Raw genomic sequence first — 23,441 nt, forward strand, 5'->3', positions numbered from 1 at the left:
TTAAAGGCCCAACCCAATCAGACAAACACCTGGGTTTTGGCTGTGGCTTCTGTTTTTATCCGGTTCAAGGCATAGGTTAAGGCCTCAATCACATGTTCCCGAATATCGCCTGCCACGGCCAGAAACATCACATCATCGCCCACCATCAGCGGCGCATCCGAATTGATATGCACCAGCACTTCCACAATACCGGGCATGGCCCTGGTCTGGTTTATAATCCGATCCAATTTTTCCTGGTCTACGGTTAAAGTCAGGCCCGATACAGGCCGGCCGTCCCGGGAACTGTCCCGGACCACCCCGTTATGGTAAAGCACCATTCCGGCTTTGGAAAAATCCGGGTGATTTTTCATCTGGTTTATCATTGCAGGCAAATCCATGGGTCCTCCTTATCTATCTTAAATTTTTATACTCGATCATCGAGTTTTTAGGAAATTTATTCAAATTCAAGGCGGAAACAATTTTTAACCGGAGGTTAAGATACAACATATTTTGAGAATTAAAAATTGTTTCCAACGCCGAAGTTGGGCAAATTAACAAAAACTTAATCATCGAATTATATGTCTTCTCTTTGTCCCCACCCATGCCCCGGGTCTGGAACCTGGGCCATCTCCCTGGCGGTTTCAAGATCGGCAGGCGTGTTCACATTAAACTTAAAACGCAAATCCGGGTCCAGGGCTTCAAGCGTTTGGGGTGGGATCTGTTTGACCCGCTCAGGCTTGAAAAATTTTTTCACCATAAAGACCTTTTTTTTAAGATTGGTCTCAATTCTTGGCAGGCAGGATTTATGATACAGGGCAGACAAGGGTTCTAACCCCTCCCAGGTCCTGGGTATGATAATCTGCTTGCCGGGACTCCGTTGCGCAAGAAGGTAGCGGATAATCTTCTCATTAACAAAGGGAACGTCACAGGCCGTTACACAGCTCCAGTCAAAACAAGCATGGAACAGACCGGCATGAAGCCCTGCCAACGCGCATTGGGATGGATCAATATCCGTTACAACCAAGGCGTCGATATCCAAGAAAAGTGCCGGATCATTAACCACCAGAATCACTTCCTTAAACATCATGGAAAACAGGGCATGGGTCCGGGCCAGCATGGTATTTGCCCCAACCTTTTGAAATGCTTTGTTTATGCCGGGTAATCTGCTGTTGCAGCCGCCGGCCAGGATCACCCCCGTGCAGTCTATTTTTTCCATGCCTTTAATGCCTTCTGCTTTAATATTTTCTAATTGGTATATTTCTTACCTGAGATTTAAAAGATGATATCCTTTATACATTTGTTGATTATATGAACCCGGATAAGAAATCAAGGTGTTGCCGTGCGAAAAAAAAGATGGTAGAAAAAACTTTTAGGGCATACCCGAACAGTAAAAAGGCATACCATGACAAAAAAAAAGAGCATTCTCAATGATCAGGATTACAAACGCATCATCACCCGCATTGCCTACGAAATCATTGAAAAACATAAAGGGATAAAAAACCTGGCCCTAGTGGGGATTCAAACCCGGGGGGATTTTCTTGCAAAACGCCTGGCAGAGCAGATAGCAGCCATTGAAGGCACAACACCGCCTGTGGGGTCCATGGATATCAACATGTACCGGGACGACTGGACAAAAATCAGCCACCAGCCCACGGTAAGACCGTCGAACATCCCCTTCTCCGTGGATGACAAAGAGATTATTTTGGTGGATGACGTGCTGTTCACCGGAAGGACCATCCGGGCTGCCATGGAGGCGTTGATGGATTTTGGCAGACCTGCCCGCATTGAGCTTGCCATCCTGGTGGACAGAGGTCACAGGGAGCTGCCCATCCAGGCAGATTACCAGGGTATTTTTGCGGACACGGAACCAGACGACATGATCCATGTCCATGTCCTTGAACAGGACAAAGAGGACTGCGTTTACAGGGAGCTAAGATTTTCATGAGCGCCCACTCCCATCGGACATCTTTGCCTAAGCACCTCAAAATTGCCGTATTATCCATGTCCTCCACCCGGACTTTTGAAAATGACAAAAGCGGTTTATGGATAAAAAAACAGGCAAAAAAAGAGGGGCATGAAGTGGTAATTCACCAGGTGATACCGGATGATGCAAATGCAATCACCGATGCGCTTGGGCATATTATCGAGCGCATCGCCCCCCATGCCGTCATCATGACCGGCGGTACGGGCGTCAGTCCCAAAGATGTCACCATAGAGGCGGTCCGGCCCCTGTTTGACAAGGAGCTGACAGCCTTTGGGCCGGTATTTGCCCAGCTCAGTTTTGAACAGATTGACTCTGCCGCCATTTTGTCCCGGGCCACGGCAGGCTTTATAAAAGGCACAGCCGTATTCTGCATGCCCGGCAGCCTTAACGCCTGCAAACTGGCCTGCAGCAATCTGATTTTCCCGGAACTTGGACATTTGATTAAACATGCAAAGGAATAAATTATGAAAGAACTTGACGCGTTATTAAATGACTGGAAAGATAATGACAACCAGACCCGCAAGGCATTTACCGAGCTTGTGGAGCACATAAATTCCCTGTCCGACATCTCCCTTGAATTTGTCAGCCGGCCCGGGGTAAGCTACTCCTTTCGTCCCAAACATACGGCCCAGACCAAACGCCCGCTGTTTGCCATGGTGGATGTCATTGATGATGACCCTGATGACCGTTGGCTGTCTGTCTGTTTTTACGCAGACTTAGTCACCGATCCCCAGGAGGAAGGAGACCACGTACCCGAAGGGCTTCTGGGCGAAGACGCATGCTGCTTTGACTTGTATGAATATGATGAGCAGGAAATGGCGAATTTGAAAGAGAAAATTACCGAGGCACACAGCAACGCCCCGGAATAGAAACGTATCCGGGGACAAGATTGTTTTTGAAAAAAAGAATCTTGTCCCCGGATAATTTACACCGAAAAGCGGATATTTAAAATATCCCCGTCCTGGACCACGTAATCCTTGCCCTCAACATAGAACTTGCCGTTCTTTTTCAGCTCTGCTTCAGAGCCAAGTTCCATCAGTTCGTCATACTTGAACACCTCGGCCCGGATAAACCCGCGCTCAAGGTCGGAATGGATGACACCTGCAGCTGTGGGGGCCTTGGCTTCTTTTCTCACCAGCCACTGCCGGACCTCATCTTCGCCAACGGTGAAAAACGAAATAAGGTTCAAGGATTTCAGGCAAAGGGCGGTCAACGTTTCCAGGGCTGTGGACGTAATCCCCAAATCCTCAAGGAACTCCTGTTTTTCCTCAGCACTGTCCAGCATGGCGATTTCCGCCTCCACCTTGGCCGATACCAGCATCGCTTCTATGGCCAGGGCATCGCAGCTGTCTTTAAACGCATCCAGAATATCTGTATTGCCAAGATCATCTTCGCCCACGTTAACCGCGACCACCAGTTTTTTCAACGTGATAAAGGGGTAGGACCGGATCAGTTTTTCCTCATCCTCGGATAACTCAAGCAGACGAAGCGGCAGTTCCTGTTCCAGGTGAGCCAGCATCTTCTCCATAAGGACCAGTTCTTTTTTCTGATCTTCATCCTTGATTTTCTTGACCATGGCAGAGAGGCGCTCAATGCGCTTTTCCACAAAAATCTGATCGTGCATCACAAGCTCGGAGTTAACCATGTCAAAATCCCGCAGGGCATCCACACTGCCTTCGGCATGGTATACCGCCTCATCTTCAAAAGCCCGGACCACATGGCAAATCGCATCCATGTCGGAGATCTCTTTAAATATATCTCCCTTGGAAATGGTTTCAGCCTCCATTTTGGGCAAAAGCACCAGATCAAGACGCGCCTTGGTCTCTTTTTTGGGGGCATACATCTCCACTAACCGGTCAAACCGGGAATCCAGAATGTCGGCGGTGCCCGGCACAGGGTTAAATGCCTTGGCCGGATCCGTAATCTCGTTTCCGGTCAAAATCTGAAACAATGTTTTCTTCCCTGTCTGGGGAAGCCCGATAATGCCTACCTTCATCTTTTATGTTTGTCCTTTTTTAAATCTAAAGCGTTATATTTAAAGTTTCAAAGACCTTTGACGGCATCACCCTTTTTTTCACGGGATCGCACTCAACGCGGGCAGCTACATGGGTCGGGTCATGGGGGAAAACCAACAGGGCATTTTCGTCAACGGCCCGCTCCAGCATCTGTTTTTTCTCGTCCACCAGCCCTTCGGCAAACCGGTCATATCCCATGGTGATGGGCAGGTTTACCCAGGGCAATCCCGGGATAAGATCGGCGGTATAAATAACGGAACCGGTTTGGGCCTGAATCCAGGGGACCAGCATCCCCGGGGTGTGTCCCTGGCTTTGGAAAAATTCAATGGTCAGCCCCCCCACAACCAGACGGTCTCCCCCCCGCTTGAGCACAAGACGCCCTGTGGCCTGCAGCTTTTCAGGAAGGCCCGGAATAAATGAAGCCCGGTCACGGTGATGGGGGGATTGGGATCGCTTAAAATTTTCCTCTCCCACCACAAAAAGGGCATTGGGGAAAAGCAGGTCCGGTTCCCGGTCCGGTTCCCAGGCGCTTAAAAGCCCGCCGGCATGGTCAAAATGAAGATGAGACAGAACGACATGACTGATGTCTGCATCACTTAATCCCTGTTCTGCCAGGGATTGCATTAATATATGCGTTTCTTCTTTAACGGCAAAGCGCGCTTTCATGTCAGGGGAGAGATATGCGCCGCACCCAGTCTCAAATAAGAGATTGTGATTCCCGCTTTTTACCAGCAGACAGTTTGAAGCAATATCAATCATGCCCCTTTCATCTGCCGGGATCCATTTCTGCCACAGAGCCTTAGGGGCGTTGCCGAACATGGTGCCGCCGTCCAGGCGCATACTGTTGCCCCGGATAACAATAAATGAAGTTTCCTGCATCATGAGAACTCCCTTTGGGTCGTTGATTTGATTCAAGCCAAAGTGATTTTTCGCTTTTCCGGGTCCGGGTGGCAGCGATAAAGAACAGCCACGTGGCCGATGGTTCCGGCAACATGGCATTTAAGCCGTGCTGTAATCTCATCAAGCAAAGCGGCTTTTACATCCTTCTCCTTGTGATCAATAAATTTTATCTTAATCAGTTCAGATGCGCTCAGGGCGTTGTCCACCTCTTGGATCAGAGCTGTTGTCACACCCTTTGCCCCCACAAAGGCAGAAGGGTTTAAGTTATGGGCAAGGCCCCTTAGGTATTTGCGCTGGGCGCCGGTAAGTTGTGTCACGTTAAATCCTTAAATTAAAGTTCATCTTTCAGGTCCGGCATATTATCATAAACCGGGGATTGTGGATACACCCCTATTTAGCTATGGCAGCAAATGACGGTTGGAATCTTGAAAAGCCCCATCAATAATGACGTCCTACCTCGAACTTGAAACTGATAAAGTATGTGTTTTCCTTAAAGTTCACTCCAATATGTTCATTTTTAGCCTATCGACCTAAAATTTCAGGGAAAAATAGTTTGAAACCCCTTCCATATCCATGATAAAGTATGCGTAATTCGTTCACAATTACACATACTTTATCACGGAGGGGGAATGGATGAATATGACGTTCGGAAAAAGTTTAGGCAAGACAAAATTATGGCAATTGAAAAGCTGGCGCAATTACTCCAATGCTCTGCGATAACAGTGAGAAGAAGATTAAAAAAGTGGAAAACATTCACAAGCATAAATCAAAACGGTCGCTACTACACATTGCCCGAAATTCCTGAATTTGACGATAATGGATTATGGAAATATCAATTTGCTCTATTTTCCAAGCACGGCAATTTAAAACAAACAATTATTGAATTGGTAAAAAGATCTGAAGCTGGGCTCAGTGCCGCTGATATTTCGAGCATTATTGAGATCCCTTCAAGTAGTTCCTATTTTTCACAAATCAAGCAATCCGACGAAATCAAACGAGAAAAACATCAGGGCCGGTTTGTTTATTTTTCAGCGGCACCCAACAAATATCAACTACAAAAAAGGGGTGCAGAACGACACAAGACCGATGGTTGGCCCACTGATACCCAGGCAGTTAAAATTTTAGTACACATAATAAAAAACCCAGGTATTGAAGTTGACCGGCTTGCCATTGAATCTGCTCTTCCGGGTGAGCGCTTTGACCCAGTTGTTGTTAAACAATTTTTGCAATTCCATGACCTTTTAAAAAAAACTTCGGATACAGAGCCATAAAATGTCTCACAGGGTATATCGACAAAATCACTGAAGGGATTTGTCCGCAGAATCTATTTCCGGAGGAGCCAACTATTTCCTTTTATCCGCAGGAGGTAGGCCAACGGGATTTGAAAGTGCTCAAAACCAGGAAGAAAAACGTTGTGACTTTGGATATCGGGGCATTTTGTGCAAAGGAAACAGTTTTGGTCAATCCAATTGATAACACGGTCCATCAAAGTCAACAGCTTCGTTCTTTGACCCCATATCGGTGCACGTATGGGTATGATGTGTTGGTTTTTGTCGGATATGGACTTTTTGTTCACTGTCTATCAGAACAGCAAATCATTGCACTGCTGTCAGATAGAAATATAACCATTTCTCAACGAGAGATTGGTTTCCTTGGTAAGAAATTTATTGCTTATCTGGCCATAGCCCATCAGCAGGCACAGCAACGATTAAATCAACTGATGTCACACAAAGGCGGCTATATTCTGCATATAGATGGCACTTGCGAAGGCGGCAGTCCTCATCTTTTTACCGGTATGGACGGCATTGCTCAAATAGTATTGGATAATATCAAATTGCCCTCGGAAAAAGCAGAATCCATCATCCCCTTTTTAGAAAGAATAAAAAAGCAATACGGCAACCCGGTTGCTCTGGTCCATGATATGGGTAAAGGCATTTTATCGGCAGTAGAGGTTGTGTTCAAAGGTATTCCGGATTTCATCTGCCATTTCCATTTTTTAAGAGATATTGGAAAAGATTTATATGAAGCAGAATACGCTAAGATTAGAATCCGTTTAACAAAGCATAAAATCAGAACAGTGCTTCGGGCAAAAGCAAAGGCGCTGGACTCTCTCATGGGAAACGATACTCAACTTGGGACAGGGCTATTAGAGTGTATTGCTGAAAATCAGCCGAACACAATACCCGCAGAAAAACTGGCGATTGTGTCGTCATATGTCATGATCCATTGGGCTCTTGACACAACTGGCCAACTTGAGGGTTATGGTTTCCCATTTGATTGCCCGCACTTTATTTTTTACCAGCGGCTAAAAGTCCTGTATAAAATGGTGGACACCTCTGGCTACAATCAATTCGATAAACATTTCTTCAATCTTTGGAAGCCTCTCAATAAAATCATCAATGACCAACAGTTGAGAAGCGCCGCTAAGCAAATTGAAAAAAAGATGGAAACCTTCAAACAACTCCGAACCGCCTTATCCATAACCGTTTCTGAAAATAAGAAAGGACTTAATGATGACGGCGATAATAATACCAATATAAAACGTATTGCTCAGAAAGTGAAAAGATTCAGGGCGCAAATAATGGCAGACCCGAAATTATCTCAAACAGACTCATATAAAAAAATGATCAAACAGATCGACACTTACTGGGAGAAACTTTTTGCCGATCCAATTACAATCGAAACATCCAATGGTCAGCAGGTTCACATCCAACCTCAACGCACAAACAATATTTTGGAACGATTTTTCCGGGAACTTAAACGTAGAAACCGGAAAAGAAGTGGAACAATATCATTAAATAAAAGGCTCAAAACCATGCTCACAGACACGCCGTTAATCAAGAATCTTGATAAAGCAGAATATATGGAAGCCATCCTTGATGGGAATGCTACTTTGGAGGAACGATTCGAAAAAATTGACTACAACATGGTTCTTGAAAAATTAAACGACGAACAAAAAACGTATGGAAAAATTAGCCCTGAAATGAAAAAAATAATTCAGCGGCCTGATTTGCCGAAAAAATTGGCATCCTTATTCGCTACTTAAGAGCAAGATCAATACCAACCGTCATTTGCTATCATAGCTATTTAGGCTCATTCGGACTTTTTACGAGTACATCAAGGTCAATCTCCAATAAAATGGACTTAATCCTACTCAAGTCTGCCGTAACATATTGAAATCTGACTTGCCTAAATCATCTTTTCATGGCTTTGCAACCCCAATTTTGCCAACTTAAAAGCATTGCTTAACAAAGCTTTAACTTGACACTTAAATTCGTACATGTTAGCGATATAAATCTTTCTTTAAGAAAAATTTATAATGATAAATTTGTGAATGCGAATAAAGAGTACCAAACCCTAAAAGGTACTCATATTTATGTTTTACGCGTTACCGAAGGGATTAAAATGAAAAAAATTAAACGATCTGTCTATCAGACTGAAACTTTATCTGGGCTTTGGGGTTGTCTGTATTTTTTTTGTTATTGTTGGCCTTATAATCAACAGTTTTAACAATAAAACTATTGAGGAACTGAACGCCGCTCAATCTGAAGTGCTGCCGCATACCCTGAATTTCATTGAAACCAAACGGGACATTGAACAGATTCAACAATGGCTCACCGACATCTCTGCCACAAGGGCGGCAGAAGGATATGATGACGGATACGCAGAAGCTGAAAATTATTACGAAAATGCCGTTAAAAGAATCGACTTCGCCATTGTCGAGCATGATAAATATGGTGAGACTGAGATGGTTGAACTGCTTAAGGATATGAAAAAAAGCCTGGGTGATTACTATACTATAGGTAAAAAAACGGCCCAAGCCTATATTGACGGTGGTCCGGAAAAAGGCAACCCTATGATGGAGGAATTTGACCCGTTTGCGGAGAAACTGGCCGGGATCATCGATAAAATTGTTGACGAGCACAAAGAAGAGTTGATGAACTCTTTTGCGGCAATTGAAGACCATGGTATTATAACTACAAAAATAATTACCATAGGGATTATTGCGGTTCTGATCTTTTCTGTTCTCACAGCGTATGGCATCAGCCACTCCAAATCCATAGCCGGATCCCTTCGCAAGACTGTGGACTTTGCCGCTTATGTGGCAAACGGTAATTTTGACCAAACCCTTGATATCAAGCAAAAAGATGATGTCGGGGGGCTTGCCGATTCTCTTAACAAGATGTCCTCAAGTTTAAAAAAACTCATAATGGATATGAACGACAGCACAAAAACCGTTAACGCATCTTCCTCAACAATTAAGGCCCTTTCTGATAAGATCACTGCAAGCTCAAGGGGCACCGTTGAAAAATCAAATACGGTTTCTGCCGCAGCAGAAGAGATGAGCAGCAATATGAACTCTGTTGCCTCTGCCACTGAGCAGGCGGCTGCCAGCATCCAGACGGTTGTTGCTGCTGCCGAAGAGATGACTGCCACCATAGGCGAAATCGCAACTAATATTTCCAGAGGAAGCCAGACCACAGGTCATGCAGTTAAAAAAGCCGGTGAGGTGTCTGTCAAGGTTGACGAACTGGGAAGTGCGGCGTCTCAAATCTCCAAAGTGAGCGAGACCATCAAGGATATCTCTGAGCAGACCAACTTACTTGCACTGAATGCTACCATTGAAGCAGCACGGGCTGGAGAAGCAGGGAAAGGGTTTGCTGTAGTTGCAGGAGAAATCAAGGCCCTTGCCCAGCAGACAGCAGATGCAACCAGTGAGATCAATGAACGAATTAAAAATGTTCAGTCCAGCACCGGAGAATCTGTATCAGCCATCCAGGAAATCGTCAGCGTCATCAATGAAATTAACGAAATTGTAGGCACTGTTGCAGCTGCCATTGAAGAGCAGTCAGCGACGACCCAGGAAATTTCAAATAATATCTCCCAGGCAGGCCTGGGGGTCCAAGAAGTTAATGAGAATGTCAGCCAGATTTCTGCTGTGACCGGAGAAATTGCCCAGGATATTACCCACGTGAACCAGGCTGCCCAAGAAGTTGATCAGGACAGTAATAAGATACGGCAAGGTGTGGCAGACCTTGTCAAGGTTAATGAAAAACTTAATGACGCTGTAAATCGGTTTAAAATTTAGCTCGGTAGGGTGGGCAAAAGCGCAGCTTTGCCCACCATTGTATGTATAACATTTTGCGCCTAAACGATAAAATCAGATGAGCTCAATGTATAAATGAACCGCTTGAGCAGTTCATTATCAAAACAATGGGACATGCCTTGGTCCCGCAATTTCACCCTGCCTTGCGCCCGTTTCGCCGCCTCTTTTTCAACCATTTGCCGGAATCCATTTCTGCCACAGGGCCTTAGGGGCGCAAATTAAATAACTTGAACGAAATAGCTTGCCTTTGGGCCCATCCACTTCATTACATCAAAAAATTCTTTTCCAAAAAAAACTGGTTCAAGGTTCAAAGATACTGAATAGAGAAAAAACATATCCGAACGGAGCTGAACTCAGAACTGCATCCAAATGGTTGTCAAAATGGACCCTCTCTTGATAATCATTTTTCATACCCGTCACGAAAAAACAATCGAAAATATGGCTGAACAGGCAAATCCAACTGCTCTTAAAAACGGTCGGAAATTGAACCCGGAAAAAAATGACGGCAAAGTCTCCATTCAAAGTGCAACATTAAACGACATGAAGGGCTTTTTAATCACACATACCCCCATACGTTCATCATGAATAATAAAAATGTCTGCAGGCAGGTTGTTGTTTTTTTAAAAAAAACTGGAAAACTCAACACATCTTCAACGAACTTTTTTTGCAATCTAAAAAAATAGGCTGTATAACACCACAGTCACAATTTCGAAATCGTTCCTGTTTATGGAGCATTTTATAGCTCTAAAACAGATAAAATATGGTGATTTTTTATCCCTTTTTGTGTAAAAGAAGACAAGTGTTGCTAAGTAGGTGGACAAAAATAATTCTTGTTTTATTATTGCTTTGCAATAAATCATTGTTGTTATTTTAATTTGCATAGCAAGGATATCAGATGAAACGTACGGGTAGAAAATTTGTTTCTCCAATTGAGCCATTGGCATTAAAATGGCTGTCACTTATTGAATTTTCGGATGAAGAGTCAAACCGTACTAAACTTAGGGCTCAAGCAATTCGATTGAGCAACTCTGGGTATAGTATCAATCAGATTTCACAAATATGTTTGACTACTCAGGAAACAGTTTCGAAGTGGATCGATGGATGGGGAAAATATCAATTTGACTCTTTAATTGATAAACCACGTCCTGGAAGGACACCACTGATCCCTGGTGATAAACATGATGAAGTCATTGATATTGTAAAGAAAAATCCAAGACAACTTAAAAGTGCCATTACTGAAATAGAGGGAACGTTTGGTAAAAAAATCAGCGTAAAAACCCTGAAACGAATTATAAAAAAAAACTGCGTTGGTGTCGAGGACGGAAATCTCTCAAAAGCAAACGCAATGAGAACGAGTTCAGGGACGCGCAAAAGGAAATTGAAATCTTGAAAGATGAAGATAAGGCAAATATCATTGACTTGTATTATTTTGATGAATCTGGCTTTACCGGCGTGCCTGAGATTCCATATGCCTGGCAAGAGGCGGATGAGCAGCTTTTACTTCCGAGCGGAAAAACCTCAAGAATCAATGTGTTGGGTTTTTTGAATAAGCAAAATGACTTTTTCCCTTGCGTTTTTAATTGCTCGGTTACTTCAGATATTGTCGTGGCCTGCTTTGATGTTTTTTCACGTTCCATAACAAAAAGAACCATCGTTGTTCTGGACAATGCTCCAATACATCACAGCGCCATTTTTAAAGCTCAAGTTGGGACATGGGAAGAAAGAGGACTTTTTCTATACTTTATCCCCAAATATTCACCGGAGTTGAATCTGATTGAAATTTTATGGAAACATATCAAATACTTTTGGTTATCAACATCTGCTTATAAAGGATTTAAATTTTTGAAAGCTGAGTTGGATAATATATTGGCAAGTGTCGGTAAGGAATTTACAATTTCGTTTTCTTAACATAGATTTATTTTTGTCCATGTACTTATGGTGAGAAAGGATTTAAATCTGAATAGATAAGTTCAGGCCGGATTTATAATGAATAAAGATGGCGTACAAAAAGGAAAAATATTGATGAAAAAATATATATTGATACTGATCTGTTCCACCCTCTTTTTGTCTATGTTTTCCATGCCGGTTGAAAGCAAGGAAATCATCGGATGGCTTGAAATGATCCGTGTGTACCCTGGAAATCTAAAACTGCGTGCAAAAATGGATACCGGCGCAAAGGGGTCTGCAATTAATGCATATAACCTGAAAAAGTTTGACCGGGGGAAAGCAGCATGGGTAAGTTTTGAGCTGAGGGACAATTCAAAAAAAACAAACATCAAACAAATTTTTCTTGAAAAAAAAGTGATTAACACCATCAGAATCAAGCGCAAAGGCGGAGGCCTTGAAGAACGTCCGGTTGTCAATATGGAGATCTGCTTAGGCGGCGTTCATAAAAAAATTAAAATGAGTCTGATGGACAGAAGCAATTTCAACTATCAGATCTTGATCGGAAGGAGAGACTTAGAGAATGATTTTATCATTGATCCTTCTGCCATCTTTACCCATAAACCGATGTGCAAGGTGCCGCGGGATAAACAATGAAAAAAATTCAACTACTTATTTTATCGGGTATGCTTATCCTTCTTGGGTCCGGAATTTTCATTTTTAAATACCATTTTCTGAACTTTCCCCTTACACCTGACAAAACATCTAACCTCTGGGATATTGAAATCAGGCTGTCGGTGGATGCTGATAACACATCCTTAAAAGCCAGCCTGTTTTTACCCGGTGAATCTGAAAATTTTACCATTATTTCAGAACAGTTCCTGTCGGGAAAATACGGTCTGATCACAACAAAAAAGAACAACAATCGAAAGGCCGTCTGGTCCATCCGAAAAATAAAAGGAAAACAGGACCTATATTACCGGGTTCTTGTCCAGAAAACAGCCAATAAAAAGCCCGGACAATTAAAACCCGGAGAAATATCAGCCCCTTCGTTTGACGAGCCTTACTTAAGTGCAGCAAACAGATTATGGAATAATATTTATGAACATTCCGCAGACTTGAATACCGTTATTGGGAATTTATTCAAGCACCTGAATTCCCCCGGGATTGATGAAAATGTTGCCTTACTGTTAGGAAAAAAACCCGCTTCAACAACACAAAAGATTGAAACCGCCGTCAAATTGCTGGCATTGGCAGGCATTCCCGCCCAACTGGTTCACGGTTTTGATTTAAAAAAAGAAACCCTTCAGGTGGAAATGGTAAGCTGGCTGGAAGTATATTATCAGAAAAAATGGAAAAGCTATAATCCTGACAATTCAGGCGGTGATATCCCGGAAAGTTATATCGCTTGGTGGAGAGGCTCTGAGCCCCTGTATAAAATCTGGGGAGGAAAAAATCGCCATACCCAGATAACTGCCCAGAAAAATGAGACTGAAGCAATTCAAAACGCCATTGTGCAAAACAAACTCACATCTCCCCATTTTTTCAAATTTTCATTACTGAACCTGCCTATCCAGAACCAGATCATATACCGTGTGATACTGCTGATTCCTTTAGGTGCGTTACTGGTGGTGATTTTTAGAAATATTATCGGAATTAAAACATTCGGAACCTTCATGCCGGTTCTGATTGCACTCTCTTTCAGGGAAACCCAACTGCTGTGGGGAATCATCCTGTTTTCACTTATTATTGCTATCGGCCTTGCCATTCGGTTTTACCTGGAAAACTTGAAACTGCTTGTTGTCCCCAGATTATCAGCAATATTAATTGCTGTTATCATCATCATAGCAGGCTTAAATATCTTCACCTATAATATGGGTCTGCCTCTTGGATTATCTGTATCCCTTTTCCCTATTGTTATTCTGGCCATGGCGATAGAAAGAATGTCCATAGTCTGGGATGAAAGAGGGCCCGGAGAAGCCCTGAGCCAAGGCCTTGGGACATTGTTTGTATCTGCTGTGATTTATTATGTGATCAAAAATCAAATTGTTGAACATATCATGTTTTTTTTCCCGGAACTGCTTTTCATCCTGTTTGGCATCACCCTTCTGCTGGGACGGTATTCAGGTTTCCGCCTGATTGAGCTATACCGTTTCAAGGAATTTATCAGGAAAACAAATAATGTTTAACTATTTTAAACTACTTTCACAAAAAGGTGTTCTGGGCATTAACAATAGAAATGCAAACTATACCCTGAAATATAACAGCCGAAACAAATATCCCCTTGTTGATAATAAATTAAAGACAAAGCAGCTTGCCATAGAAGCCGGCATTCCGGTTCCCGAGCTTTATGCCGTCATAGAAATCGAACGTCAGATCCAGGATATTGACGATATTATAAAGGATCAAGATGCCTTTGTCGTTAAACCTGCTTGCGGTAGCGGCGGCAACGGAATTGTGGTGATTGCTGACCGTGCAAGGGATATGTACCGGAAAGCAAGCGGAAACGTTCTGACTTCTAATGAACTCAGATATCATATTTCCAATATTTTAAGCGGCCTGTACAGTCTTGGCGGACAATCCGATAAAGCCATTATTGAGTACCGGGTACAGCCGGATCTGATATTTGAGCCCATTTCTTATATGGGGGTTCCAGATATCCGCATTATTGTTTTCTTCGGTATCCCGGTCATGTCAATGGTGCGTCTGCCCACCCGGATGTCAGACGGCAAAGCCAATCTCCATCAAGGCGCTATCGGTGCAGGAATCAATATTGCGACAGGTATCACGCTTTCTGCTGTCTGGAAAGATATCATTATCACCAGACATCCTGATACAGGCCAACCGGTAACCAATATTAAAATCCCTTTCTGGGAGAAATTGCTGGATATTGCCTCTCGGTGTTATGAAATAACCGGTCTTGCATACCAGGGAGTTGATATTGTTCTGGATAAAAATCAGGGCCCAATGATTCTGGAGCTTAACGCACGCCCGGGACTAAACATTCAAATTGCTAATCAATCCGGTCTATTAAAAAGATTAAAATGGATTGAACAGCACCGCCATGAATTAAATTCAATGGATGATAAAGTTCAGTTTGCCGTGCGTCATTTCAAACAATAACCCTGAATTAAGGACCGCAAATTAAATGCTTGACTCGCCCAAATAACAAGTCTATATATTTCTAGGATAATTATAAAAAGGAAAAATCCATGACCACCCGCAAAACTGGCAAATTTTATTTTTATTTTGGGTATTATTTTTATACCTGCCTGCCTGTATTGCGCTAAATAGATCATTTTTTTTAAAGCCGCAGGCAGACACCGCCTGCGGCTTTTTTATTTGAAGTTTCAGGCGACAAAAGCCCGCGAAAGGAATTGTCATGAAACTGATTAACGATGTAAATGTAGAGTCATTTTTTACCTTAACCTCCCCGGAAGTCATACGAACAAAACTGCCTGTACCCGAAAAAACGGCTGACAATGTACTTGCCGGCCGCCGGGAGATCCAGAACATCCTGACCGGAGAAGACAAGCGGCTGATGGTCATTGTAGGCCCCTGCTCCATCCATGACATGGATGCAGCCATGGAGTATGCCCAGAGGATGAAGGTCCTGCGCGAAGAGGTAAAAGATAAAATCAGCCTTATTATGCGGGTATATTTTGAAAAGCCCAGGACCACCGTGGGCTGGAAAGGACTGATCAATGATCCCCTCCTGGATTCATCCTATAATATGGAAGAAGGTCTTCGAAGGGCCAGATCCCTGTTGATCGACATCAATACATTAGGCCTACCCGCGGCCACGGAAATTTTAGATCCCATCACCCCCCAGTACATTGCCGACCTTTTAAGCTGGGTGGCCATTGGTGCACGCACCACAGAGTCCCAGACCCACCGGGAAATGGCCTCGGGATTGTCCATGCCCGTGGGATTCAAGAACGGTACCGACGGCAACCTGACGTCTGCTGTCAATGCCACCCAGGCCGCAAAAGCACCCCAACATTTTCTGGGTATTGATCCGGCCGGCAAAACAGCCGTTGTCACCACCCGGGGGAACCGCTTCGGCCACATTGTCCTGCGCGGCGGGGCCTCCCCCAACTACGATCCCGTGTCCGTGGGAAAAGCCCAAGCCCGGCTCAGGGAAAAGGACCTGTTAGATGCAGTGATCATTGACTGTTCCCATGACAACTCCGGCCAAAAATACACAGGCCAGTCCTTTGTATTTAAAAGCGCCGTGGATCAAAGACTTGATGACAATGACAGGCTTGTAGGCCTGATGCTGGAAAGCAACCTGTTTGAAGGCAATCAGAAGTGCAAGTGCAATGGGGATGCAGATAACCTTAAGTACGGGGTCTCCATCACAGATGAATGCATCTCATGGGAAACCACGGAAAAACTTATCCATTACGCATTTGACAAGCTATCTGCTTAGAACCGGTTTAAAACACACCTGCTTGATTTAAGGCCCATGATCGGAATAAAACATTCCAAAATATGGTTTAGACTTTTCGTTCGTATTCAAGGCGTGGCAATGGGAGCAAATTAAATATATGTACCCATTAACACAACGAAGAAGACGGATGAAAAGGCAAACCATATGGAAGGTTTTATTTTAAACTTGGGCCTAAGCTTGCAACCATAATCTTCAGGGCTGGATACCTCCCCCAACAGCCCCGAAGATTTCACCTTTGCGCCCACACTGTCGCATCTTCAGTACAGTGTCGCTTTTTTGCACCTATCCCTTGATCCTCTTTTTTTACAAGCCCCTTGCCAAAGAGAAAATCTGCCTTATTTTTCAGTCCATTGCATATAAGTTCAATATTAACCATACAATGGCACGCGCTTTGCTATGTTTTAACCCGAAGATTCCAGGACCAGGAATCTTAGCAATTTGGATTTAACGAGACTGGAGATATATAAAATGAAACAGGCGGTATTTGTAAGCAGGGACAAAGCTCAGTTTAAGGAACTTGAACAGATGTTGGAACAACACAGCATTGAAATCAAATGGTGCGCAACCGGCAAAGAACTTTTATCCCTGATGACCAATACCCCTAAAGGGCAGTGGATTGATCTGGTAATTATGGAAGAAAACCTGCCGGACATGAATGCCAAAGCCCTGGTGGAGGCCGTCACCACTCAGAGCCCCATGACCAATTGTGCGATTTCCGGGACCATGGATAAAAAGCAGTTCCATGATGTCTATGAAGGATACGGCGTGCTGATGCAGCTGTCTGTTCAACCGGAACAGGATGATGCCAGAAACCTGGAAGACCAATTAAAAAAGATCAGGTTGCTGGGGTAATGGGAAACACCCTGACGGCAAGGAGATAAATTATATGATTATCAGCATAGCAAGCGGTAAAGGCGGCACAGGCAAAACCACTGTAGCCACCAATCTTTGCGCAAGCCTTGATGCAGACCTCATGCTTCTAGACTGCGATGTGGAAGAACCCAATGCCCATCTTTTTCTGAATCCAAACTTCACTGGAAAAGAAAAGGTCAATGCCCCTGTACCTAAAGTGGACTTGAGCCTTTGCACCTATTGCAAAAAATGCATGGAGATCTGCCGGTACGGCGCAATTGCGGTGGCCGGGGAAACGGTAATTACCTTTCCGGAACTCTGCCACTCTTGTGGTGGCTGCACGGTTGTCTGTCCGGAAAAAGCCATCACTGAAATAGACCGGTTCATCGGCACGGTGGAAACAGGCAGCCTGAACCTTCCCAAAACCCCGTCATTCGGCCGGGGGCTTCTGGATATCGGCCAAGTTATGGCACCACCGGTCATCAGACAGGTTCGGAAACTTGAAAAAGAAAAAAATCTCACCATTATAGATGCCCCGCCGGGCACCTCCTGTCCCGTGATTGCCTCCATGAAAGGAACGGATTTTGTGGTTCTGGTCACCGAGCCCACGCCCTTTGGCCTGCATGATCTGACCCTGGCCGTGGAAGCGGTCAAATTGTTAGACATTCCCTGTGGTCTTGTGATCAACCGGGCAGGTATTGGCAATGATGATGTTAAAAAATATGCCCAGAATGAAAACATACCGGTTTTACTTGAAATTCCCTTTGACAAGCAAATTGCTTCTGCCTACTCAAAGGGCGAACTGCTTGTCCAGGCTTTGCCTGAATACAAAGATATTTTTAAACGTCTGTACACATCCATTGAAGCGATTGTGAACCGGAAAGGGGATGCCTGATGAAAGAACTTGTGATTTTAAGCGGCAAAGGCGGAACCGGAAAAACCAGTTTAACAGCAGCATTTGCAAGCCTTGCCGAAAATATGATGCTTTGTGACGCAGACGTGGATGCAGCAGACCTGCACCTTATTATGGACCCGGACATTCAAGAAACCCATGATTTTGCAGGCGGCTATGAGGCAAAAATTATCCCTGACGCCTGCACCGGCTGTGGCCTGTGTATGGAACTTTGCAGGTTTGACGCAGTTAAACCGGTTCAAGGCGCAGAAATCTTTTATATTGACGGCCTTGACTGTGAAGGTTGCGGGGTCTGCGCAGATCTATGTCCTGAATCTGCCATTACCTTTGAAGAAAAAATCTGTGGACAATGGTTTGCGTCGAAAACCCGGTTCGGGGACATGATCCATGCCCGCTTAGGCATTGCAGAAGACAACTCAGGCCGATTGGTGGCCCTGGTCAGAGATGAGGCCAGAAAACGCGTAATTGCGAACCGCATTGACCTCTTGCTCACAGACGGCCCTCCGGGTATTGGATGTCCGGTTATTGCCTCCATCGGGCATGCCAATGCCGTTCTCATCGTCACAGAACCCACGGTTTCAGGCATCCATGATATGGAACGTGTGGCCCAGTTGGCAGCCCATTTTAAAATGCCGGCCATGGTCTGCATCAACAAATACGATTTAAACCCGGATCAGGCCCAAGCCATTGAAGCCATTGCCGAAAAAAGAAATATGGTATTTGTGGGAAAACTCCCCTTTGACCCGGCATTCACAAAGGCCATGGTCCAGGGAAAATCCATCATGGAAACCCATGCTGACAGTCCTGCCGCAACACAAATCAAACAGATCTGGAACCGGGTCATGGCACACCCGGCCATGAAGATGGACAGACTGTGCTGACCATAACCCAATAAAAAATAATATGTTTAAGGTTTAATATACACAAGTAAAGGAGTAAGTAAAAATTATGGAAAACGGTAGAATTGCAATCCCCTCCAACGGTGAAGGAGGACTTTCCGGTACCCGTGCAGGCCATTTCGGACATTGCGACGTATTTACCTTTGTGGATGTCAAGGATGGAAAAATTGAAAAGGTATCCACCACTGCCAACCAGGAGCATGCCCAAGGCGGCTGCATGGTACCTGTAAACCTTCTGGCCGAGCACCGGGTGAATGCCCTGATCGTTGGCGGCATCGGCATGCGGCCGCTCATGGGCTTCCGCCAGGTGGGCATTGATGTGTATCATGATGACCAGCGCCCGGATATTGAGCCTGTGGTCATGGATCTGATTGCCGACAAACTGGAGCAAATCAGGAATGATCAGGTTTGTGGCGGTGGCGCACAATAACACGTTTAGGATAAAACAATGAAAATAGCTATCACATCAACAGGCAAAGACCTTGATGCCCAGGTGGACCCCAGATTCGGCAGAGCTGCCTACATCATTGTGGTGGACACAGACACCCTGGATTTTGAGGCCATTGACAACTCTGAAAATAAAAACGCCTTTAAAGGTGCCGGCATTACTGCGGCCTCATCGGTCTGTGACAAAGGCGCACAGGTATTGATCACAGGGTTCTGCGGACCCAATGCATTCAAGACCCTTAACAGCGCAGGCGTAAAAGTAGCAAATGACGCCTCAGGCACGATCAGGGATACGATTGAAGACTATAAAGCCGGTAAATTCACATTTGCCGACGACGCAAACGCCGAAGGACACTGGTAGAAATTAATATGAAGCACACCCTGTTTTGGTGGCATCTTTTTACCCCTATCTTACCCCCGTCTCATTTAAAAAGATGTCATCAGCACAGGGTGTGCTATATTTATATTTACAGTACCAAAGGAGATATTATGCCTTTATATGACTTTCATTGCCCGGAATGCAACCGGATCGTTGAACTGCTTATGACCAACCGGGATGACCAGGCGGTCTGTCCTGAATGTGGCTCTACCCGCCTTGAAAAACTCATGGTAGCCCACTCAAGCCTTTCGGGCAAATCCGGCAGTTCCATGCCCGGTCCCAATGACACAGCGTGCTGTGGCTCCAGGCCCGGTGAAAAAAGCGGATGTGCCGGTCCCGGTTCCTGCTGCGGCAGGACCTTTTAAGACGATTGTGCAAAATCCTTCAGCCTTTGAAAAACGGATAAAACGCCGTATTTCGGCAAGACCCCATGTTTTTTTCGCCGTATATCCGCCGGGCCTTGGCGGCGTTTGTGAAAAAGAGGTGTTACAGGTGTCCCAAAAGGCGAGGGAAATATTTTCAGATCACTATAAAATCAGTGATATCAAGGTCCTCCCCGGGGGGATTGAATTCAAAACCCGGCTGAAAACCGCCTGCCTGGCCAATATTTTGATGGGATCATCCACCCGGATTCTCATGCGTCTTGCATCATTCAAGGCAGACGGTTTCAGGCGGCTTGAAGCACAGGTTAAAGCCATTGACTGGGAATTGTACCTACCGCACCAGGCCCTGGCCGATATCAGGGTCACCACCCACAAGTCGCGCCTGTATCACTCCACAGCCATTGCCGACCGGATCAGGCCCATCGTTCATGACCGGCTATGTTTAAAGGATACGCTCCGGCATCATGACGTCACCGGATCAGCCGGAAGCATTCCCCAGACCTTGATGGTACGCGGGGAGAATGACAGATTTGAACTCTCTTTGGACATGTCCGGCACACCTTTATACAAACGGGGCATTAAAGAAAAAATTGTCAAAGCACCTTTGCGTGAGACCCTCGCTTTTGCCATTCTGACCCGGCTGGGCCTATCTGAACAAGACACGCTTGTCGACCCCATGTGCGGCTCCGGCACCTTCAGCCTAGAAGGTGCCATGATGCAGTGCGCAATGCCCCCAGGGGCATTCAGATCCTTTGCCTTTGAAGCCTGGCCTGGATTTGAGGAAAAAAGTATCACCCATGCCCGTAATAAACTGATGGCAGCTGCCTGGGCATGCATGGACGCCGGAGCGCTGCCCCCCATTCCGGCACAAGATCTGGACCGGACAGCCATTGATCACCTGAAACAGACCTGCACCCGAGACAAGGTGTTCCAGCGCATCTGTCCCGTCTGTGATGATTTTTTTAACCTGAAGCCCCCACCCATTACAGACAACCAGGGTGTGATCGTCTTGAATCCGCCCTATGGCATACGCCTGGATCAAAATGATGACATCACAACCTTTTATAAAAAGATCGGGCAAAAATTGACTGCTGATTTCAAAGGATGGCGGGCAGGAATTATATGCCCGGGCAAAAAAGAATTCCTGGCACTGAACCTGGGCCTGTCAACCATGCCTCTTTTCCATGGCGGACTTGATCTTTATACCGCCATCGGCGTGATCGGTCGATAAATCGACCGTGTAATTCCCTTAGTTGGACCTTTGATGCAACGAAGTAGATGGGCCAAAAGGCAAGCTATTTCGTTCAAGTTATTTAATTCGCGGTCCTTAGTCCAAACTACGAATAAAATTCTCCAAACAAGCAAAATATTCTTCGGCATTAAGCATCATAATGCTGTTGTGATCGCCTTGATCAAATAGCTTAATGGTTTTACGCTCCGGAGCCCAATCATAAAGCCGCTTACCGTGACTGACATCAACCAAACCATCATTAACCGAGTGCAGCACCAGCACATCGCCTTTAAATAAAGCGATTTTCTTTTGATGATTAAGCTGCTGATCTACGACGTTGCGTAAAGTAGACAAATCAATATTAAGCTCATCCGGGTGAACACGTAACAACAACCGCTCAAGAACATCGGCAATAGCACTTTCAAGAACCAACCCGGCAGCATTCGGAAAGCGAGCGGCGGCTTCAAGAGCAAAAATCGCACCAACACTACGTCCGAAAAAGATTAAATCCTGCTCTTTGCATTTTAATGCCTCGATAGTTGGCGCGACATCGCTAATCATTTTACCCAATTGTACTTGACCACTGGATTGCCCATAACCGCGCAGTTCTGCCAACAAACAATTACAGCCCATCTGATTAATCAAGGTAACAAAATCACCTCGCCAGTCATCAACAATCTCACCATTACCGTGAAAATGTACTAGGGTTTTCGCCCCGGGATTAATTTCATGATAGCTGCATGCTAGCCTGGCACCATCAACCTCCACCCAAAAAGGGTCAGCAAAAAATCCCTTACGAGGAAAAAAATAACGCTGCCCAATTAATGAATGATCAAGTATATTATTCATAGACACTCCTTTTGATTAGTGATTAAATTATCAAAGCGGGTATGTCAAGGCAATGAAGAATAGGCCCTAATCTGCTCAGAATTTATGATCTAATTTTGCAGACCGGTAAAGTTAGGATTCATTTTGTTATATTTTCTTTCATTGGCGTCTTTAATCACCGAAAGTTGAGTTACAAATTTGAATCCTATATGCTATAATAGCTCTGCTGGCTGCCCTGATCCTGCGCCCGGGCTCTCCACAATAAAGAGTGAAAGTAACACACGGGTTTAACGAACGTGTGCTTTCTTATGCAAAATATGACTTTTTTAGGTGGTATCAAAAAACGTATTTCAAGGAGAATAATCCGATTTAAACAGTGGCGGATTTTAAAACACATCTCACCGTGGCAAGCATCGGAAGCAGCATTGCGGCTACAATGCTGTTTGCAGCGGCTGTTGCATCTCCCCAGGAAGTACTGCTTTACTTTACTCTGGGAGTGGTGGGCGGCCTGTTGCCGGACATTGATTCAGACAGTTCTTTAACGGTCCGCTTGCTGTTTACATTTATTGCGACATTAATATCGTTTTTAGTCATGTTCAAGCAACGGGCGGATAACACAGTGATGGAGCTGTTTATCATCTGGGCGGCAAGTTTCATTTTTATAAAAATTTTTATTTTTTCTTTGTTTACAAAACTGACAGTACACCGAGGCATTATCCATTCCATACCGGCGGCAGTGGCCTTTGGATGCATAGCGGCAATCGGTCTGAATCGCGTGTTTCATTTCAATGATTTTGTCTCCTGGATGGCCGGGGGGTTTGTTTTTGGCGGTTCGATCTTGCATCTCCTACTTGATGAACTATGCGGCCTCAATTTTTTAAGCCTGAAAACAAAAAAATCTTCAGGCACGGCCTTTAAATTTGGAAGCCTTAAATACATTAAGGAAACCATCGCTATTTATATGCTCATTGCCGTCTTGTTTGTGGCCATGCCCAGTCACACTTATTTTTTTTCGGTAATTTTTACCCCTCAAACCTATGAACACCTAGAATTTTTTCCCAATGGGAAATGGTTCAGCCGGCTGTATGCCGAGATCGAAAAAACAGATATCATAAAATAGGCCTTGAATTCTGGCATTCCAGTTGCTTCGATATCTTCGCTGTGTTATTGGAAATTTATACAATCAG

General features: G+C 44.7%; 27 protein-coding genes. 20 read left to right on the forward strand and 7 right to left on the reverse strand.

Going from position 1 to position 23,441, the window contains the following annotated elements; translation table 11 throughout:
* Positions 1 to 17 precede the first annotated feature (17 nt).
* Together EYB58_RS02760 and mobA are read right to left on the reverse strand one after the other, a co-directional pair.
* The gene (locus tag EYB58_RS02760) at positions 18 to 377 is read right to left on the reverse strand and encodes a molybdenum cofactor biosynthesis protein MoaE (protein ID WP_111955473.1); all 360 of its coding nucleotides are present in this window, start codon (positions 375 to 377) and stop codon (positions 18 to 20) included.
* Positions 378 to 553: 176 nt separating this feature from the next.
* On the reverse strand, positions 554 to 1,195 hold the full coding sequence (mobA, locus tag EYB58_RS02765; RefSeq protein WP_111955475.1) for a molybdenum cofactor guanylyltransferase: 642 nt from the start codon (positions 1,193 to 1,195) through the stop codon (positions 554 to 556).
* Between the two features lie 186 nt (positions 1,196 to 1,381).
* On the opposite strand from mobA, the gene pyrR reads away from it, so the two are divergent.
* The 3 genes from pyrR to EYB58_RS02780 are packed head-to-tail and all read left to right on the forward strand — an operon-like array spanning position 1,382 to position 2,832.
* Positions 1,382 to 1,924, forward strand: coding sequence for a bifunctional pyr operon transcriptional regulator/uracil phosphoribosyltransferase PyrR (gene pyrR, locus EYB58_RS02770; protein WP_111955477.1), 543 nt, complete (start codon positions 1,382 to 1,384; stop codon positions 1,922 to 1,924).
* Entirely contained in the window at positions 1,921 to 2,424 is a 504-nt protein-coding gene (locus tag EYB58_RS02775) for a MogA/MoaB family molybdenum cofactor biosynthesis protein (RefSeq protein ID WP_111955479.1), read from the forward strand. The genes pyrR and EYB58_RS02775 overlap by 4 nt, the downstream gene beginning before the upstream one ends.
* Before the next feature lie 3 nt (positions 2,425 to 2,427).
* Positions 2,428 to 2,832 carry a hypothetical protein gene (locus EYB58_RS02780; RefSeq protein ID WP_111955481.1) on the forward strand — a complete coding sequence of 135 codons (405 nt, stop codon included), beginning with the start codon at positions 2,428 to 2,430 and terminating at the stop codon, positions 2,830 to 2,832.
* Between the two features lie 56 nt (positions 2,833 to 2,888).
* Here the strand turns inward: EYB58_RS02780 and ychF are convergent, their stop codons facing one another.
* The 3 genes from ychF to EYB58_RS02795 are packed head-to-tail and all read right to left on the reverse strand — an operon-like array spanning position 2,889 to position 5,195.
* Positions 2,889 to 3,959: a redox-regulated ATPase YchF gene (gene ychF / locus EYB58_RS02785; protein WP_111955483.1), complete on the reverse strand. Its 1,071-nt coding sequence runs from the start codon at positions 3,957 to 3,959 to the stop codon at positions 2,889 to 2,891.
* 25 nt (positions 3,960 to 3,984) lie between these two features.
* Complete coding sequence (locus EYB58_RS02790) at positions 3,985 to 4,860, reverse strand: MBL fold metallo-hydrolase (RefSeq protein WP_207309118.1); 876 nt, start codon at positions 4,858 to 4,860, stop codon at positions 3,985 to 3,987.
* A gap of 29 nt (positions 4,861 to 4,889) precedes the next feature.
* Positions 4,890 to 5,195 carry a YhbY family RNA-binding protein gene (locus EYB58_RS02795; protein ID WP_111955485.1) on the reverse strand — a complete coding sequence of 102 codons (306 nt, stop codon included), beginning with the start codon at positions 5,193 to 5,195 and terminating at the stop codon, positions 4,890 to 4,892.
* 312 nt (positions 5,196 to 5,507) lie between these two features.
* Between EYB58_RS02795 and EYB58_RS02800 the strand changes: the two genes are divergently transcribed.
* The 3 genes from EYB58_RS02800 (at position 5,508) to EYB58_RS02810 (ending at position 9,967) form a co-directional block, all read left to right on the forward strand.
* The gene (locus tag EYB58_RS02800; RefSeq protein WP_111960815.1) at positions 5,508 to 6,149 is read left to right on the forward strand and encodes a hypothetical protein; all 642 of its coding nucleotides are present in this window, start codon (positions 5,508 to 5,510) and stop codon (positions 6,147 to 6,149) included.
* Positions 6,150 to 6,259: 110 nt separating this feature from the next.
* The gene (locus tag EYB58_RS02805) at positions 6,260 to 7,924 is read left to right on the forward strand and encodes a transposase (protein WP_111960817.1); all 1,665 of its coding nucleotides are present in this window, start codon (positions 6,260 to 6,262) and stop codon (positions 7,922 to 7,924) included.
* A 504-nt stretch (positions 7,925 to 8,428) separates the two neighbouring features.
* Positions 8,429 to 9,967, forward strand: a complete 1,539-nt coding sequence (locus tag EYB58_RS02810; RefSeq protein ID WP_131071988.1) for a methyl-accepting chemotaxis protein — start codon at positions 8,429 to 8,431, stop codon at positions 9,965 to 9,967.
* 59 nt (positions 9,968 to 10,026) lie between these two features.
* On the opposite strand, the gene EYB58_RS24385 is transcribed toward EYB58_RS02810, so the two are convergent.
* Positions 10,027 to 10,161 carry a hypothetical protein gene (locus EYB58_RS24385; protein WP_278186352.1) on the reverse strand — a complete coding sequence of 45 codons (135 nt, stop codon included), beginning with the start codon at positions 10,159 to 10,161 and terminating at the stop codon, positions 10,027 to 10,029.
* Between the two features lie 719 nt (positions 10,162 to 10,880).
* Here EYB58_RS24385 and EYB58_RS23775 point away from each other — a divergent pair.
* From EYB58_RS23775 to EYB58_RS02875, 13 genes are all read left to right on the forward strand, one after another.
* Entirely contained in the window at positions 10,881 to 11,375 is a 495-nt protein-coding gene (locus EYB58_RS23775; protein WP_242637426.1) for a helix-turn-helix domain-containing protein, read from the forward strand.
* Complete coding sequence (locus EYB58_RS23780) at positions 11,288 to 11,893, forward strand: IS630 family transposase (protein WP_242637634.1); 606 nt, start codon at positions 11,288 to 11,290, stop codon at positions 11,891 to 11,893. Before EYB58_RS23775 ends, EYB58_RS23780 begins: the two co-directional genes overlap by 88 nt.
* A gap of 114 nt (positions 11,894 to 12,007) precedes the next feature.
* Complete coding sequence (locus EYB58_RS02825; RefSeq protein ID WP_163354379.1) at positions 12,008 to 12,526, forward strand: ATP-dependent zinc protease family protein; 519 nt, start codon at positions 12,008 to 12,010, stop codon at positions 12,524 to 12,526.
* The gene (locus EYB58_RS02830; RefSeq protein WP_111955314.1) at positions 12,523 to 14,058 is read left to right on the forward strand and encodes an inactive transglutaminase family protein; all 1,536 of its coding nucleotides are present in this window, start codon (positions 12,523 to 12,525) and stop codon (positions 14,056 to 14,058) included. Before EYB58_RS02825 ends, EYB58_RS02830 begins: the two co-directional genes overlap by 4 nt.
* Complete coding sequence (locus EYB58_RS02835) at positions 14,051 to 14,992, forward strand: alpha-L-glutamate ligase-like protein (RefSeq protein WP_111955312.1); 942 nt, start codon at positions 14,051 to 14,053, stop codon at positions 14,990 to 14,992. The genes EYB58_RS02830 and EYB58_RS02835 overlap by 8 nt, the downstream gene beginning before the upstream one ends.
* A gap of 259 nt (positions 14,993 to 15,251) precedes the next feature.
* Positions 15,252 to 16,301, forward strand: coding sequence for a 3-deoxy-7-phosphoheptulonate synthase (locus tag EYB58_RS02840; protein WP_111955308.1), 1,050 nt, complete (start codon positions 15,252 to 15,254; stop codon positions 16,299 to 16,301).
* A gap of 489 nt (positions 16,302 to 16,790) precedes the next feature.
* Positions 16,791 to 17,174 carry a response regulator gene (locus EYB58_RS02845; RefSeq protein ID WP_111955306.1) on the forward strand — a complete coding sequence of 128 codons (384 nt, stop codon included), beginning with the start codon at positions 16,791 to 16,793 and terminating at the stop codon, positions 17,172 to 17,174.
* Positions 17,175 to 17,208: 34 nt separating this feature from the next.
* The gene (locus EYB58_RS02850; RefSeq protein WP_111955304.1) at positions 17,209 to 18,069 is read left to right on the forward strand and encodes a P-loop NTPase; all 861 of its coding nucleotides are present in this window, start codon (positions 17,209 to 17,211) and stop codon (positions 18,067 to 18,069) included.
* Positions 18,069 to 18,968 (forward strand): ATP-binding protein, encoded by a 900-nt coding sequence (locus EYB58_RS02855; protein ID WP_111955302.1) that lies wholly within the window; start codon positions 18,069 to 18,071, stop codon positions 18,966 to 18,968. Before EYB58_RS02850 ends, EYB58_RS02855 begins: the two co-directional genes overlap by 1 nt.
* Before the next feature lie 67 nt (positions 18,969 to 19,035).
* Positions 19,036 to 19,416, forward strand: a complete 381-nt coding sequence (locus EYB58_RS02860; protein ID WP_111955300.1) for a NifB/NifX family molybdenum-iron cluster-binding protein — start codon at positions 19,036 to 19,038, stop codon at positions 19,414 to 19,416.
* A gap of 18 nt (positions 19,417 to 19,434) precedes the next feature.
* The gene (locus EYB58_RS02865) at positions 19,435 to 19,794 is read left to right on the forward strand and encodes a NifB/NifX family molybdenum-iron cluster-binding protein (RefSeq protein ID WP_111955298.1); all 360 of its coding nucleotides are present in this window, start codon (positions 19,435 to 19,437) and stop codon (positions 19,792 to 19,794) included.
* A gap of 128 nt (positions 19,795 to 19,922) precedes the next feature.
* Positions 19,923 to 20,177 (forward strand): FmdB family zinc ribbon protein, encoded by a 255-nt coding sequence (locus tag EYB58_RS02870; RefSeq protein WP_111955296.1) that lies wholly within the window; start codon positions 19,923 to 19,925, stop codon positions 20,175 to 20,177.
* 7 nt (positions 20,178 to 20,184) lie between these two features.
* Complete coding sequence (locus EYB58_RS02875) at positions 20,185 to 21,426, forward strand: THUMP domain-containing class I SAM-dependent RNA methyltransferase (protein WP_242637530.1); 1,242 nt, start codon at positions 20,185 to 20,187, stop codon at positions 21,424 to 21,426.
* A gap of 96 nt (positions 21,427 to 21,522) precedes the next feature.
* Here EYB58_RS02875 and EYB58_RS02880 read toward each other — a convergent pair whose 3' ends face one another.
* Positions 21,523 to 22,275: an alpha/beta hydrolase gene (locus tag EYB58_RS02880; RefSeq protein ID WP_111955294.1), complete on the reverse strand. Its 753-nt coding sequence runs from the start codon at positions 22,273 to 22,275 to the stop codon at positions 21,523 to 21,525.
* A gap of 355 nt (positions 22,276 to 22,630) precedes the next feature.
* On the opposite strand from EYB58_RS02880, the gene EYB58_RS02885 reads away from it, so the two are divergent.
* Complete coding sequence (locus EYB58_RS02885) at positions 22,631 to 23,374, forward strand: metal-dependent hydrolase (protein ID WP_111955292.1); 744 nt, start codon at positions 22,631 to 22,633, stop codon at positions 23,372 to 23,374.
* Positions 23,375 to 23,441: the final 67 nt, after the last annotated feature.

The organism is Desulfobacter hydrogenophilus (assembly GCF_004319545.1).
GTDB classification, from domain to species: domain Bacteria; phylum Desulfobacterota; class Desulfobacteria; order Desulfobacterales; family Desulfobacteraceae; genus Desulfobacter; species Desulfobacter hydrogenophilus.

Coding starts and splice junctions, on each gene's coding strand:
- EYB58_RS02760 (WP_111955473.1), bottom strand. CDS start 377: ATGGATTTGCCTGCAATGATAAACCAGATGAAAAATCACCCGGATTTT.
- mobA (WP_111955475.1), bottom strand. CDS start 1,195: ATGGAAAAAATAGACTGCACGGGGGTGATCCTGGCCGGCGGCTGCAAC.
- pyrR (WP_111955477.1), top strand. CDS start 1,382: ATGACAAAAAAAAAGAGCATTCTCAATGATCAGGATTACAAACGCATC.
- EYB58_RS02775 (WP_111955479.1), top strand. CDS start 1,921: ATGAGCGCCCACTCCCATCGGACATCTTTGCCTAAGCACCTCAAAATT.
- EYB58_RS02780 (WP_111955481.1), top strand. CDS start 2,428: ATGAAAGAACTTGACGCGTTATTAAATGACTGGAAAGATAATGACAAC.
- ychF (WP_111955483.1), bottom strand. CDS start 3,959: ATGAAGGTAGGCATTATCGGGCTTCCCCAGACAGGGAAGAAAACATTG.
- EYB58_RS02790 (WP_207309118.1), bottom strand. CDS start 4,860: ATGATGCAGGAAACTTCATTTATTGTTATCCGGGGCAACAGTATGCGC.
- EYB58_RS02800 (WP_111960815.1), top strand. CDS start 5,508: ATGGATGAATATGACGTTCGGAAAAAGTTTAGGCAAGACAAAATTATG.
- EYB58_RS24385 (WP_278186352.1), bottom strand. CDS start 10,161: ATGGTTGAAAAAGAGGCGGCGAAACGGGCGCAAGGCAGGGTGAAATTG.
- EYB58_RS23775 (WP_242637426.1), top strand. CDS start 10,881: ATGAAACGTACGGGTAGAAAATTTGTTTCTCCAATTGAGCCATTGGCA.
- EYB58_RS02825 (WP_163354379.1), top strand. CDS start 12,008: ATGAAAAAATATATATTGATACTGATCTGTTCCACCCTCTTTTTGTCT.
- EYB58_RS02830 (WP_111955314.1), top strand. CDS start 12,523: ATGAAAAAAATTCAACTACTTATTTTATCGGGTATGCTTATCCTTCTT.
- EYB58_RS02835 (WP_111955312.1), top strand. CDS start 14,051: ATGTTTAACTATTTTAAACTACTTTCACAAAAAGGTGTTCTGGGCATT.
- EYB58_RS02840 (WP_111955308.1), top strand. CDS start 15,252: ATGAAACTGATTAACGATGTAAATGTAGAGTCATTTTTTACCTTAACC.
- EYB58_RS02845 (WP_111955306.1), top strand. CDS start 16,791: ATGAAACAGGCGGTATTTGTAAGCAGGGACAAAGCTCAGTTTAAGGAA.
- EYB58_RS02850 (WP_111955304.1), top strand. CDS start 17,209: ATGATTATCAGCATAGCAAGCGGTAAAGGCGGCACAGGCAAAACCACT.
- EYB58_RS02855 (WP_111955302.1), top strand. CDS start 18,069: ATGAAAGAACTTGTGATTTTAAGCGGCAAAGGCGGAACCGGAAAAACC.
- EYB58_RS02860 (WP_111955300.1), top strand. CDS start 19,036: ATGGAAAACGGTAGAATTGCAATCCCCTCCAACGGTGAAGGAGGACTT.
- EYB58_RS02865 (WP_111955298.1), top strand. CDS start 19,435: ATGAAAATAGCTATCACATCAACAGGCAAAGACCTTGATGCCCAGGTG.
- EYB58_RS02870 (WP_111955296.1), top strand. CDS start 19,923: ATGCCTTTATATGACTTTCATTGCCCGGAATGCAACCGGATCGTTGAA.
- EYB58_RS02880 (WP_111955294.1), bottom strand. CDS start 22,275: ATGAATAATATACTTGATCATTCATTAATTGGGCAGCGTTATTTTTTT.